Genomic DNA, 12,201 nt, shown 5'->3' with positions numbered 1-12,201 from the left:
CTGCGGACCGTCTCGGCCAGCACCAGCCTGCGGCCTTGTGGGGCGGCACCTGTGCGCACGGCTGCGGGGAAACCGATTGCGTCAGCAGTTCCAGCGTCTCTTCCCGCGTGCCGTTTTCGAGCATGGCTACTCCATGAGTATGCGTCCGGGATCGTTGTAGACCCAGAACGAGTCATCCTTGACGTTGCCCACCAGCGTGATGCCGGTCTTGCGGGCGAGTTCCACGGAGAAGCGCGTGGCCACGGCCGTGGAGACCATGATCGGCACGCCCATGCGCACGACCTTGAGCAGGATCTCCGAGGCCACCCGGCCGGTGGAGACGATCATCCTGTCGCTCACGGACTCATTGTGCAGGAAGCACCGCCCGCAGATCATGTCGATGGCGTTGTGCCGTCCGATGTCCTCGCGGAAAAGGAGCATCTCGTCCGCAGAGCACAGGGAGGAATTATGGCACCCGCGCGTGCGGCAGTAAAGGGTGGAGCGGCGGTGCAGCTCGTTTACCAGTTCGAGGATGCGTTCGGGCCGTACGCGAATGTCTCCGTCCAGCCTGCGCCGGGAGATGGTGGCCACGTTGCGGCCGAAGTTGGTGCCCTTGCCGCAGCCGGAGGTTATGGAGCGTTCGATGACGCGATCCTTCCACGGGTCGTGACAGACCTCGACGCGGACCACGATCCGCTCTTCGTCCTCTTCCACCACAATGTCCTGAACCTGCTCCGGGCTCTGCAGGAAGGCGTCGGACTTGAGAAAGCCCACGGCCAGTTCTTCGGGGTATTTGCCGGTGCACAAAAGCGTCACGGCCTCGCGACCGTTGATGATGATGGTCAGCGGCACTTCCCGGATGGACTCCACCGGCTTCATGCCGAAGCCACCGGCCTTGTATTCGGTGATGTCGTACTGGTAGGAATCGATCATTCTTGCCTGTCCCCGTTGGATTTCGTCGATGATTTCACGTATACGGGAGACGGTCCGTGCGGGCAATCGCGGGCCTATTCACCGAGCTCTTGCACCGGAGGAACCAGCCATGAGCAAACCGGTCGTCTGCATCGTCGGAAAGAAGAAGTCCGGCAAGACCACGTTCATCGAGAAACTCATCCCCGCCCTCAGGGCGCGGGGAATCCGCGTTGGCACGGTCAAGCATGACACCCACGGCTTCGAGGTGGACCGCGAAGGCAAGGACACCTGGCGACACCGGGAGGCCGGGGCGCAGACCGTGGTCATCTCGTCGCCGCAGCGGTTGGCGGTCATCAAGGAGATGGAGCGTGAGATGGAACTCGGCGAGATCGCCGACACCTTTTTCGCGGACAGGGATCTCGTGCTCACCGAAGGCTACTTTCGTTCCTCCATGCCCAAGGTCGAAGTGTTCCGGCCCGAGGCCCACGCCCAGCCGCTGTGCGGGCCGGACGACGCGTGGGAGCGCAACCTGCTGGCCTTTGTGACCGACTCCGCCGTGGACCCGGGCGTGCCGGTCTTCGGCCTCGAAGATGCCGACGGCCTTGCCGCCTTTATCGAAGACTGGCTCGGGCTGTAATCAGAGAAGCTTCCGACTCGCCGCCAGTTCCTCGGGCGTGTTCACGTTCATGAACGAGACAAGCTCGGGGTCGGCCTTGCGAAGCGTTTCCGCGTCCACGGTCCTGACCCGGACCTGATCGAAGAACCGGATGATCTTGAAGTCGTCCCGCGAGAGCTGTTCGCTCACGGGAGTGATGCACCGTTTCGAGTACACCGCGCAGAGAGGTTCCATGTAGCCATCACTTTTGAGCGGGATGACCACGTCGTCCTCGGGCTTGGCTTCACGCATGAGCGTTTCCGCGAGTTTTCGCCGCACAAAGGGCGCGTCGCAGGCGCAGATGAAGGCGTGGGTCGAACGCATGGCCGACAGCCCTGCGTGGATGCCGGTCAGGGAGCTTCGGGCCTCGAAGCGGTCCGGTGCGAGGGTCGCGGGGTAGTCGGCAAAGTCTTCGCTATCCCGGCAGGAGATCACCACCTCGCCGAACGCCGGTGCCAGCTCGTCCAGAAGCCGCTGGATGATGGGCTTGCCGCCCATGTCCAGAAAGGCCTTCTTGACGTGGCCCATGCGGGTGCCGAGGCCCCCGGCCAGAATGATGAGCGCCTGCGTGTTCGGGTGCATGGTGGAAACCTACCTGAACGGCCCGGAAAGGCAAGGGTTGTTGCGGGGATGCTGTTGCGCTGAACCCCGGTATGTGGGATAGTCGTGATATGACCGAGCAGTTTGAAAAACGTCCCCACCTTCAAGGCTTCACCATAGTCGAAGTGGTGGCCGTCCTTGTGGTCATCGCCATCCTCGCCCTCGTGGTCGGCTCCCGCGTGGGCGGCACCGACACCGCCCGCCTCTCGTCGCGCACCGGAGACATAGTTTCCAAGCTGCGCTACGCCCATTTGCGGGCCATCAAGAGCGGGACGCATGGGGCGTCAGCTGCGATGCCACGGACCTCTGGCTCTTTCACGGCACAGACCCTACGGATGTCACGCTGCGCGAGCGGTTTCCCGGTGAGAATGACAAGGCGGTGAACCTTGCCGCCAAGGAGATGACCCTGACCTCCTTCACGGTGATCTTTGACGGATACGGGATTCCCTACGTTTCCTATACCGACGAGTCGAACAACATAAAGGTGGATGACCTCGTCAACACGGTGCAGACGTCTGTCGGTTTTCCCGGAGGGGGAGCGACGCGGACTGTCGGCGTTACGCCCGAAACAGGATTTACGACCTCATGACGCACTCAAGGCACAACAGGCAGGGTCTGACCCTGGTGGAAGTGATCGTGACCATCGTTTTGGTGGCGGTCCTCGGCGCGCTGCTGGTCACGCTGCTGGGCGACAAGCTCATAGGCGGCACAGAGCCCGTGGCCTGGACCAGCCGGGAATCGTCCATCGAGACGACCATGGAGCGGATCATTGCCGACTATGTGCGGCTGGTGAACGATGACGCCAACATCGGCTCCGACGTACTGGCCATGATACAGGCCAACGAGGCCGCAGGGGATTACGGTCAGGGCGTGACCATGAGCTACATCGGCTTTGCGGGCGGAACGGAATCGCCGGGCGGATCGTTCCTCAAGGTGGAGGTGACGGACCCTGACGATCCCGGCCACGTGCTGACGGTCGTTTTGAGCAACAGCCGCACCGATGCGTCCGACAGCAAGGTGAACTACTGATATGGGCAAGAGAAGCGGACTGACCATGATCGAGATGATTCTCGTGATGGTGCTCGTGGGCATTGTGGCCACCGTGGCGGGCATGTTTCTGTTCACGGGCGTCACGGCGTACATTACCACCGAGCGCAACACCGACTACGCCCTCAAGGCGCAGGTGGCCATGGAACGCATCAGCCTCGAGCTCAAGGATATGCGAGATCGCACCGTGGGCGGGAACGTTCAGATCATGGACGACCTTTCCGTGGAGTACGAGACCACGGTCACGGCGCTTCCGGGCGTGCGCCGCCTTCGTTATGTGGACGCAGACGACGCGGTCTATCTGCGGGCGGATGCCGGGCAGTCCGACTACGTGCTCATCAATGACGTCAGCAATTTCGCCATGAACGCCACGTTGGCGGACATGAACGGCGACGGAGCGGCGAACGAGATAGAGCGCGTTTCCGTGGGCATCACCCTTGAAGGCTTGCCGACCGTATTCGCCGTGGACGTGTTCCCGAGAAATTTCGTGCACAGGGCCCCCTAGGCCGGGAGTGAGCAGATGAAGACCGGACGAAGCAACGCAGCGAACCGTAGCGCGCGCGACGGGGTGGCCATGCTCCACGTGGTCATGGGCATCGCATTGTTCGCGGTGCTTGCAGGCGGAATGGCCATGATGGTGGGCACCTCGTCCATGAGCACGGCCTACCCGGTCTGCCAGAAGCGGGCGGTCTACCTTGCCGAGTCAGGCATCCGCTACGCCATGGGCCGCCTCCGCGCCGCCGCCACGCCCGGCGACGTGGATACCGAACTGGCAGCCATGAACGGCCAGACCTACACCATGGACAACGGTGACACCTTCACCCTGACCATCGTTGACAACCGGCCAAGCTTCACGGTTTCGTGTTCCGCCAGCAGTTGCAGCGGTACACAGGCCGCCGCCCGGCTGGTACAGGCCACCTTCAACGTGCCGGTCACGGATACGGAGGTCATCGAGTTCGAGCAGGGCATGGACAACTTCACCGAGACAGGCGAAGGCGACAGCTCCGGCGAGACCGATGACGCAGTAATCAAGGACGGGGAAGGGGAAAGCGCCTCCTTCGGCAACAACCTCTACGGCAGTTACGGCTGCCTCTGGTACGAGGGCAACGTCAATCCCTGCACGGACGGCAACTGCACCTTCGGAACCGGCCTTCGGGCATATTTCAACGTGACCTTTGCCCGCAGTTCACAAGGGGACGGCATCACCTTCGGCGTCAAGAGCATGGAGACGAACACTTTGGCGGACTGCGGCGGCGACCCCTCTCGCGGCGAGTACCTGGGCTATTCCGGCCCCGGAGTCAGCGGCAACGGCATCAGGCCGCCCAAGATGGCCGTGGAGTTCGACATCTGGCGCAACAGCTGCAACAACCCGTGCGTGACGAGCAGCCGCTGCGACGACAATAATTACGACCATGTGGCTGCGGTTTACTGGGGCCAGAACTCCCTGAGCTGCGATAACACCCGTGACGACAACCGCCACGGAGCCGGATCGAACCTGCCGGACGAGCCCATGAACCCCGACAACTGGATGGATAACGAAGAAGGCTGGGACGGCTACTACTACCGCACCACAAACAACCACTGGTTGGATAACGGCGTTCGGGTGGGCGGAAACTGGAATGCCACGGCCGCGGTGCGCATCGAGATTCATCGCTCCGATACCGCGGATGAAAACGGGAACTATCTGTACACCACCATGGCCTGGGTGCGGCAGCAGGACCAGACCATGGCCGCAGGCTATGATGACGTGACCGGGGACTTCATCGATCCGCCCGACATGATCGACACCAAGGTTCTCGATGCGAATGCCCATGACCTGCTCAACCAGATCGCCTTCGGATGGACCGAGGGAACGGGCGCGGCCACCCAGATCGCCACCGTGGACGGCTTCAAGCTCATGTTCCGGGACGAGAACGATACCGCAGAGGACGTACCCACGGACTATGTTGCTGGCTGGCCCGCCAACGAGGGCACCGGCATCACACTCTATGATTCCAACGCCACAGGCGGCAACGACGGGACGGTCTATCGCAACTCCGGTGGGCAGCCGTATGATGCACAGTGGGTCACGGGCGCGCCGAAGCCCTTTACCACCGGCGTGCGGATGACCAACCGCCGCGGAACCATCCACGCACCCGACGCTCCCGAGCTCGATCTGACGACGCAGGGCAGCGTTTCCCTGTGGTTTTATCTGGATGATTTCGATGACTATGCAGGCCTGCTCCACAAAGGAGATGCCAGTAGCTTCTGGGATGAGGCCTACACGCTCCAGTTTTATAATAGAAGGCTGCTTTTTGCCATTCAGCCTGCGTTCGGTTCTTTTCAAGGGGTGTATTCCTCCTTCCGCTTCAATCGGGCAAATGTCCAGAAGCGATGGTGGCATGCGGTCGGCACGTGGGATAATACGACGTTCAACCTCTATCTGAACGGTCAGTTGGACAACTCCGCCCCCAACGTGGGCGGTATCGCCGCGCAGAGCACCTCGGGCGGGCTGAACATCGGCGCTCAGCTGTATGGATCCTTTAACAATTACGTGCTCGACGGCGTGGTGGATCAGGTCTACCTCTGGGACCGCGTTCTGACCGCCGACGAAGTATTGAGCATCTACCAGCAGGGAGCCTACCAATGATGAAACGGACGATCCTTTTTGCAGTGATTATGACGCTCTGGGCCGTACCCGCGGTCGCACTGACGGGGGATGTGGAGTTTGGCAATGACCCGACCGGAGGGAGTGCGGTCGGTGTGGCACCGGAAAACGGCACCGCACCCGCCGAGCCGGAGGGAGTCTTAAAAGAGAAGAAACCAGAACCCAAAAAACCGCACCCCGGTGACATCATGATCATCAAAAAGGGTGAGCCCGAGTCTCCCAAAGAACAGTAACCTTTCACCCAAGTGGTCCTGCAATGAAGTCTTTTCGCTGTCTCGCGGTCGCGTTCCTGCTGATTCTTGTGGCAACACCGTCGTTTGCCACATCTTCTCTCCCGTTTGTTCCCGGGAAGAAACAGGCCAAGGAAACGGTCGAGGTTGCCGAACAAAAGGGCATCCCCGACGACATCTCCGCCAAGGACCTCAAGGAAGTGCTGGCCGCCATGACCGACGATCAGGTCCGGCGGCTGCTCATCGAGGAGCTGGACCAGCGCTCGCAAGCACAGCAGGCCGCTCCTGATAAGACGCAGAAAAAAAACGCCATCGCGAGCTTCATCGAGCGTATGCGCCGGGCCGGGGACTTTGTCCGGGACCGGTTCATGTACCTTTTTTCCGGGGCGGACGAGGCCCCTCGGGCCATGCCCGAGGCCGTTGAGCGCGTCTTCGGGCTGGACCGGCAGGTGCACCCGCTGACCGCGCTGGTGGGCGTGGGACTCTTAACCGTGCTCTACTGGCTGGCGGGCTGGGCCGTGAACCGGCGCACCCGGAACCTGCGGGACCGGTTGGCCCAGACTCCGGAGAATCCGGAGTGGTACGTCAGGATGGGGCGGCTCTTTCTGCGGGCGCTTCTCGACCTCATGACCCTGCTGCTCATATCCACGGTGGTCTTCATCGTCTACCTGCTGCTGGTGGGGCAGTATTCCGGGGCCAAGCCCGTGGTCATCACCTGGCTGGCGGCCATGATCTTCTGGGGGCTCTCCACCACCGTGGCCCGTTTTCTCCTCGCGCCCAAGGCTCCGGGGCTGCGTTTTCTGCCCATTCCGGACACGGCCGCAAAATATCTCTACAAATGGGCGGACCGCTTCGCCCTGCTCATCGCCCTGAGCCTGCTTTTCTTCGGGCTGCTGCGGCTGGAGGACTCCTCCGAGGCCCTGCATCTGCTGACGCTCGCGTGTATCGGTTTCGTGCTCATGGCGGCCATGTGCGTGCTGCTTATCGCAAACCGCAAGCCGGTTGCGGACTACATCCGCCATCATGCGGAGCAGGGCAGCATCGGGGAGCAGTTCGCTCCGGTCTGGCATCTGGCGGCCATTACCTACCTTTTGGTGTTCTGGGTCGTCTGGGTGCTGGGCATGATCCTCTTCGGCGAGAGTCAGGCATGGAACGGCCTTGCCGCGCTGCTGTGCGTGCCCGCCTATCTCATATTGAACTGGGGCGCGCAGCGGCTTGTGGATCACGCCGGACACATGGCCGGAAAGCATGACGATGCGGCGCGCGTCTCCAGAGTCAAGACCGTGCTGCGGGCCGGGTTCCGCGTGGGCATCGGGGCCGCGCTCTTCTTCTGGCTCCTGTCCCTGTATGACCTGAGCCTGCCGCTGGGCGAGGCCACGGCCCGGGCGCTCATCAATGTCATGGTTACGTTGGTGCTGGCCTACCTCTTCTGGCTCTACGTCAGCTCGGCAATCGAGCGGCGCATCAAGCCGGAAGGGGAAGAGCATGAGGACGACGACGCCGAGGGCGGGCACGGCGGGGACCGCATCACCACCCTGCTGCAACTGCTCAAGAAGTTCATTTTTACCGCGCTGGTGGTGGTCGTGGCGCTCATCTGCCTCTCGTCCATCGGCGTGGACATCGGGCCGCTCCTTGCCGGTGCCAGCATCTTCGGCATCGCCATCGGTTTCGGCTCCCAGACGCTGGTGAAGGACATCGTCTCGGGCATCTTCTTCCTGCTGGACGACGCCATCCGCGTGGGCGACTACATAGAGGTGGACAAGGCCCGGGGCACCGTGGAGCGCATCTCCATCCGCTCCATGCAGCTGCGCCATCATCTCGGCATGGTCTACACGATCCCCTTCGGCCACATAAAGCAGGTCAAGAACCTGACCCGTGACTACTCCATCATGAAGCTCCAGTACCACGTGCCGTTCGACACGGACGTGGGCAAGGTCAAGAAGATCGTCAAGCGCATCGACAAGGAGCTGAGGCAGATTCCCGAATTCGACAACGTGCTGCTGTCCAAGATCAAGTCGCAGGGCGTCAAGAGCATGGACGAGGTGGGGATGCTCATGCGCATCAAGTTCACCACCAAGCCCGGCGGCCAGTTCTCGGTCCGCAAGGCCGTATTGACCAAGCTCAAGAAGTACTTCGAGGAAGAGGGCTTGCATTTCGCGCACCGCAAGGTCACCGTGCACGTGGCCACGGACGGCGAGCTGGACCGCGAAGAGGCGGTCAAGGCCGGAGCCGGGGCCGCGCAGCAGATGCTCTCCGAAGAGGAAAAAGCCAAGCAGTCCGGATCAAACGAGGAGCGATAACCAGTGAAGCCCAGCCTCGAACCGTTCTTCAACCCCGAAACCGTCGCCGTGATCGGAGCGTCTGCAACGCCCGGCAAGATCGGGCATACGGTCATGGACAACATGCTCTCGGCCGGATTTGCGGGACGGCTCATCCCCGTGAATCCCAAAGGCGGGGAGATACTTGGGATCGAGGCCGTCACGGGCGTTGCCGACCTGCCCATGGGCGTGGACCTCGCGGTCATCGCCGTGCCGCGCAGGTTTGTTGTGGACACCGTGCGCGAGCTTGGCAAGACCGGCTGCCGCTCGGTTATCGTCATTACGGCGGGCTTCAAGGAAGTGGGCCACAAGGGGTATGAGCTGGAACAGGAGCTGGCCGGTGTCTGCCGTGACGCGGGCATGGCCCTGCTCGGGCCGAACTGCCTCGGCATGATAAACTCCCCGGCCGGGGTGAACGCGTCCTTTTCCGCAGCCTCGCCCCTGCCGGGCGACATCGCCTTCTTTTCCCAGTCCGGCGCGCTCTGCGTGGCCATTCTGGACTGGGCGCGCGGCGCGGGCATCGGGTTTTCCAAGTTCGTGAGTCTCGGCAACAAGGCCCTGCTCGACGAGGCCGACATGCTCGAATACCTCGACGCCGACCCCGACACCTCGGTCATTCTCGGCTACATCGAAAACGTGGAGAACGGTTCGGCGTTTCTGCGTCAGGCCGCTGCCACCACCCGCAACAAGCCGGTCATCATGATCAAGTCCGGCTCCACCGCAGCCGGGGCCAAGGCCGCCAGTTCGCACACCGGGGCCATTGCCGGGTCCGACAGCGCATACGGCACGGCCTTCCGCAAGGCCGGGGTCATCCGCGTGCGCGACGTGGAGGCGCTCTTCAACCTTGCGCTCGCTTTTTCCGAGCAGCCGCTTCCCAAGGGGCCGAACATCGGCATCGTCACCAACTCCGGTGGGCCGGGCATCCTCGCCGCCGACGCCGCAGTGAAGCACGGCCTCGCGGTCTCCGCGCTCAATCCCCGCACCGTGGCCCGTCTTCAGGAGTTTCTGCCCGGCTATGCGGCCTTTCACAACCCGGTGGACATCATCGGCGATGCGGACGCGGAGCGTTACGCCCAGTCCATGGAGGTGGTGGCCGAGGACCCGAGCGTCCACAGCCTGCTGGTGCTTTTGACCCCCACCGCCGTTGTGGGCATCGAGGACACCGCAAGGTCCGTGGCCCGCGTTGCCGCAAAGTGCAACAAGCCGGTCTTTGCCTGCTTTATCGGCGGCCGCCGCGTGGGGCCGGGACGCGAGATTCTGCGTGAAGCCGGGGTGCCGTGCTATGACTTTCCCGCCGCCGCCGTGGAGAGCATCCACGCCATGCATGACCACGCGGTTCGCCGCAACCGCCCGCAGCCGGAGTTTGCGGACATTCGGGGCGACGTTGCAGCCGCCCGCGCCGTTCTGGACGAGTCCCGCAGGCGCGGGGAGCTGGAAGTGGTGGAGTTTCATGCCCAGAAGATCGCGCAGGCCTACGGCCTCGACGTTCCGGACACCGTGCTGGCGCGCTCCACCGAAGAAGCCATCGAGGCCGGGGAGTCCATCGGCTATCCCGTGGCGCTCAAGATCGCCTCGCCCCAGATTTCCCACAAGACCGACGTGCAGGGCGTGGTGGTGAATCTGAAAGACGCGGCCGAAGTGGCCGACGCCTTTGCCGAGGTCACTGCCCGCGCCGCGCGCATGCGGCCGGACGCCTACATCGCGGGTTGCCTGATTCAGGAGATGGCCCCCAAGGGGTCGCGCGAGGTCATCGTGGGTTTCAAGCGCGACGACCAGTTCGGCCCGCTGCTCATGTTCGGCCTCGGCGGGGTCTACGTGGAGATTGTCAAGGACGTGGCCCTCAGGCTGGCCCCCCTCTCGAAACAGGACGCCTTCGAGATCGTGCGCGAAATCCGTTCCTACATGCTCCTCAAGGGCATCGACGGCGGGCCGCACGCCAACTTCGACAAGCTGCAGGACGTGATCCTTGTCATGTCGCAACTGGCCGTGGACCTGCCCGAGGTGCTTGAGGCGGAGTTCAACCCCGTCCTCGTCGGCCCGGACCGGGCGTGGTGGCGGACATGCGCCTGACGCTCGACCCGAAAGCCTGACCCTCCGGGCGGGCCGCTTCGTGTCTCCTTGGCAAAATGTGAATCAGGGGCTTGTTTTCACGGTGTCCTCGGCTTACTATCGGAGACTATGGAAAAAAGAGTTTTCGGCCCTGAAGGAAAAGGCGGGGTCAGACGCGCCATCGTCCTGCCCTGGAGCAAGTCTCTTGAAATCAGTTTCAAGAGCCTCAGGGTTCGTTTTTTCCGTTCCATGATAACGGTTTCCAGCCTCGTTCTCGCTGTCTCCTTCCTTTCTTTCGTCCTCTCCAGCCTCAACGTGGCCGAAGGTGTTCTCGCCTCCGGTGGCGCGGACGCGGCCAAGCGGCTGCTGGATGCGGGCTATGACGTGCAGGTGGACGCGGGCACCGTGGCCATGACGCCCAAGGAGCGCTGGATCGTCTTTCTTTCCATGCTGGTCTGCGCCGTGGGCATCGTCAACGCCCAGCTCATGTCCGTCACCGAACGGTTCCGGGAGATCGGGGTCATGAAGTGCCTCGGCGCGCTCGACGCCATGGTCCTGCGCCTCTTCCTGCTGGAAGCGGCCATGCAGGGGCTTGCCGGGTCGCTGGCCGGTGCGCTGCTCGGTGCGCTCTTTGCCTCGCTGACGGGCTGGATCCGTTTCGGCTGGGACGCTCTGGCGTTCATGCCCGCGTCCGGGTTCGCCCTGTCCGTGGCGATCTCCGTGGGCGGCGGGCTGATGCTCAGTCTGGCCGGGGTGCTCTATCCGGCCGTGGTCGCGGCACGAATGCGGCCCATCAACGCCATACGGGCCGAACATTGAGGGAGGCTGAATGAATACCGACAGGCATGCCATCGTCCGCGTCATCGGCGTCCGCAAGACCTTCACCATGGGCAAGGTGGAGGTGGAGGCGCTCAAGGGCGTGGACCTCGAAATATTCGCGGGAGAATACATTTCCATCATGGGGCCTTCCGGCTCGGGCAAGTCCACGCTGTTCAACATGATCGGCGGGCTGGACAAGCCCTCGGACGGCAAGGTCTTCATCGACGAGGTCGACATTTCGCAGCTCGACGCCTACGAGCTGGCGTGGCTGCGAAACCGCAAGATCGGCTACATCTTCCAGACCTTCAACCTCATTCCGGTCATGACCGCGCTGGAGAACGTGACCCTGCCCATGACCTTTGCGGGCATGAACGAGGACGAAGCCCGCGACAAGGGCATGGAACTGCTCGAACTGGTGGGGCTTGCCAAGCGGCACCATCACAAGCCACTGGAACTCTCCGGCGGGCAGCAGCAGCGCGTGGCCATCGCCCGTTCGCTGGCCAACGACCCGGCCATCATCCTTGCCGACGAACCCACCGGCAACCTTGACCTGACCACCGGCGAGGAGGCCATCGAACTGTTGCGTTCGCTTTCGCAGGATCGCGGCGTGACCATCATCTCCGCCACCCATGACTACAAGATGCTCAACGTCTCCGACCGCGTGGTCTGGATTCGTGACGGCATGGTGGACCGCGTGGAAAAACGCGAAGAGCTGGACATCAGCGTGGGCGGCATCGGCGAGACCGCCGGAGCGGAGGCCTAGATGCGCCGCGCCCTGACGCTCTCCCTGCTTCTGGCACTTTGCGTGCTGCTTGCGCCTCCGGCGCAGGCCGGAGAGCTTGGGCGTGAGGTCATAGAAGAACTTTCATCCATTGCGGACCGCAGTCCGGGCAGCCCCGGCGCGCTCAAGGCGGCCTCGCTCATGAAGGCGCGCCTCGAAGGCTG

13 protein-coding genes and 1 pseudogene are annotated in these 12,201 nt (G+C 62.9%); 12 read left to right on the top strand and 2 right to left on the bottom strand.

From position 1 onward, the window contains the following. Positions 1–126 precede the first annotated feature (126 nt). The gene (gene fdhD, locus JCM12178_RS14850) at positions 127–912 is read right to left on the bottom strand and encodes a formate dehydrogenase accessory sulfurtransferase FdhD (protein ID WP_054652487.1); all 786 of its coding nucleotides are present in this window, start codon (positions 910–912) and stop codon (positions 127–129) included. A gap of 109 nt (positions 913–1,021) precedes the next feature. Here fdhD and mobB point away from each other — a divergent pair, with 109 nt between their 5' ends. Beyond that, a complete protein-coding gene (gene mobB / locus JCM12178_RS14845; protein WP_054652485.1) occupies positions 1,022–1,528 on the top strand; it encodes a molybdopterin-guanine dinucleotide biosynthesis protein B in 507 nt (168 codons plus the stop codon). Here the strand turns inward: mobB and mobA are convergent, their stop codons facing one another. Further along, positions 1,529–2,128, bottom strand: coding sequence for a molybdenum cofactor guanylyltransferase (gene mobA / locus JCM12178_RS14840; RefSeq protein WP_054652483.1), 600 nt, complete (start codon positions 2,126–2,128; stop codon positions 1,529–1,531). An 89-nt stretch (positions 2,129–2,217) separates the two neighbouring features. Between mobA and JCM12178_RS14835 the strand changes: the two genes are divergently transcribed. The 11 genes and pseudogenes from JCM12178_RS14835 to JCM12178_RS14785 all read left to right on the top strand — a co-directional run. Beyond that, on the top strand, positions 2,218–2,529 hold the full coding sequence (locus JCM12178_RS14835; protein WP_172677156.1) for a prepilin-type N-terminal cleavage/methylation domain-containing protein: 312 nt from the start codon (positions 2,218–2,220) through the stop codon (positions 2,527–2,529). Next, positions 2,526–2,735 (top strand): hypothetical protein, encoded by a 210-nt coding sequence (locus tag JCM12178_RS14830; protein WP_054652479.1) that lies wholly within the window; start codon positions 2,526–2,528, stop codon positions 2,733–2,735. Before JCM12178_RS14835 ends, JCM12178_RS14830 begins: the two co-directional genes overlap by 4 nt. Further along, entirely contained in the window at positions 2,732–3,175 is a 444-nt protein-coding gene (locus JCM12178_RS14825; protein WP_054652477.1) for a prepilin-type N-terminal cleavage/methylation domain-containing protein, read from the top strand. Before JCM12178_RS14830 ends, JCM12178_RS14825 begins: the two co-directional genes overlap by 4 nt. Before the next feature lies 1 nt (position 3,176). Beyond that, complete coding sequence (locus JCM12178_RS14820) at positions 3,177–3,698, top strand: prepilin-type N-terminal cleavage/methylation domain-containing protein (protein WP_054652475.1); 522 nt, start codon at positions 3,177–3,179, stop codon at positions 3,696–3,698. Between the two features lie 15 nt (positions 3,699–3,713). Continuing rightward, the gene (locus tag JCM12178_RS14815) at positions 3,714–5,822 is read left to right on the top strand and encodes a LamG domain-containing protein (protein ID WP_054652473.1); all 2,109 of its coding nucleotides are present in this window, start codon (positions 3,714–3,716) and stop codon (positions 5,820–5,822) included. Then, positions 5,819–6,073, top strand: a complete 255-nt coding sequence (locus tag JCM12178_RS14810; RefSeq protein WP_054652471.1) for a hypothetical protein — start codon at positions 5,819–5,821, stop codon at positions 6,071–6,073. The genes JCM12178_RS14815 and JCM12178_RS14810 overlap by 4 nt, the downstream gene beginning before the upstream one ends. A 23-nt stretch (positions 6,074–6,096) precedes the next feature. Then, positions 6,097–8,370: a mechanosensitive ion channel domain-containing protein gene (locus tag JCM12178_RS14805; RefSeq protein WP_054652469.1), complete on the top strand. Its 2,274-nt coding sequence runs from the start codon at positions 6,097–6,099 to the stop codon at positions 8,368–8,370. A gap of 3 nt (positions 8,371–8,373) precedes the next feature. Further along, positions 8,374–10,478: pseudogene (locus tag JCM12178_RS14800) on the top strand (acetate--CoA ligase family protein). Positions 10,479–10,566: 88 nt separating this feature from the next. After that, positions 10,567–11,256, top strand: a complete 690-nt coding sequence (locus JCM12178_RS14795) for an ABC transporter permease (RefSeq protein WP_054652467.1) — start codon at positions 10,567–10,569, stop codon at positions 11,254–11,256. 10 nt (positions 11,257–11,266) lie between these two features. After that, positions 11,267–12,019, top strand: coding sequence for an ABC transporter ATP-binding protein (locus JCM12178_RS14790; protein WP_054652465.1), 753 nt, complete (start codon positions 11,267–11,269; stop codon positions 12,017–12,019). Beyond that, positions 12,020–12,201: hypothetical protein (locus JCM12178_RS14785; RefSeq protein WP_157054940.1), on the top strand; the 182-nt coding region annotated here is incomplete at its 3' end. It abuts the gene before it with no gap.

The organism is Salidesulfovibrio brasiliensis JCM 12178 (assembly GCF_001311825.1).
In the GTDB taxonomy this organism is placed as follows: domain Bacteria; phylum Desulfobacterota; class Desulfovibrionia; order Desulfovibrionales; family Desulfovibrionaceae; genus Pseudodesulfovibrio; species Pseudodesulfovibrio brasiliensis.
The sequence above is the reverse complement of the archived record's forward strand: the minus strand, read 5'-3'. Positions and strand labels throughout refer to the sequence as shown.

What these genes read in the sequence shown, in the direction of transcription:
- fdhD (WP_054652487.1), bottom strand. Translation starts at nt 912, where the DNA reads ATGATCGATTCCTACCAGTACGACATCACCGAATACAAGGCCGGTGGC.
- mobB (WP_054652485.1), top strand. Translation starts at nt 1,022, where the DNA reads ATGAGCAAACCGGTCGTCTGCATCGTCGGAAAGAAGAAGTCCGGCAAG.
- mobA (WP_054652483.1), bottom strand. Translation starts at nt 2,128, where the DNA reads ATGCACCCGAACACGCAGGCGCTCATCATTCTGGCCGGGGGCCTCGGC.
- JCM12178_RS14835 (WP_172677156.1), top strand. Translation starts at nt 2,218, where the DNA reads ATGACCGAGCAGTTTGAAAAACGTCCCCACCTTCAAGGCTTCACCATA.
- JCM12178_RS14825 (WP_054652477.1), top strand. Translation starts at nt 2,732, where the DNA reads ATGACGCACTCAAGGCACAACAGGCAGGGTCTGACCCTGGTGGAAGTG.
- JCM12178_RS14820 (WP_054652475.1), top strand. Translation starts at nt 3,177, where the DNA reads ATGGGCAAGAGAAGCGGACTGACCATGATCGAGATGATTCTCGTGATG.
- JCM12178_RS14815 (WP_054652473.1), top strand. Translation starts at nt 3,714, where the DNA reads ATGAAGACCGGACGAAGCAACGCAGCGAACCGTAGCGCGCGCGACGGG.
- JCM12178_RS14810 (WP_054652471.1), top strand. Translation starts at nt 5,819, where the DNA reads ATGATGAAACGGACGATCCTTTTTGCAGTGATTATGACGCTCTGGGCC.
- JCM12178_RS14805 (WP_054652469.1), top strand. Translation starts at nt 6,097, where the DNA reads ATGAAGTCTTTTCGCTGTCTCGCGGTCGCGTTCCTGCTGATTCTTGTG.
- JCM12178_RS14795 (WP_054652467.1), top strand. Translation starts at nt 10,567, where the DNA reads ATGGAAAAAAGAGTTTTCGGCCCTGAAGGAAAAGGCGGGGTCAGACGC.
- JCM12178_RS14790 (WP_054652465.1), top strand. Translation starts at nt 11,267, where the DNA reads ATGAATACCGACAGGCATGCCATCGTCCGCGTCATCGGCGTCCGCAAG.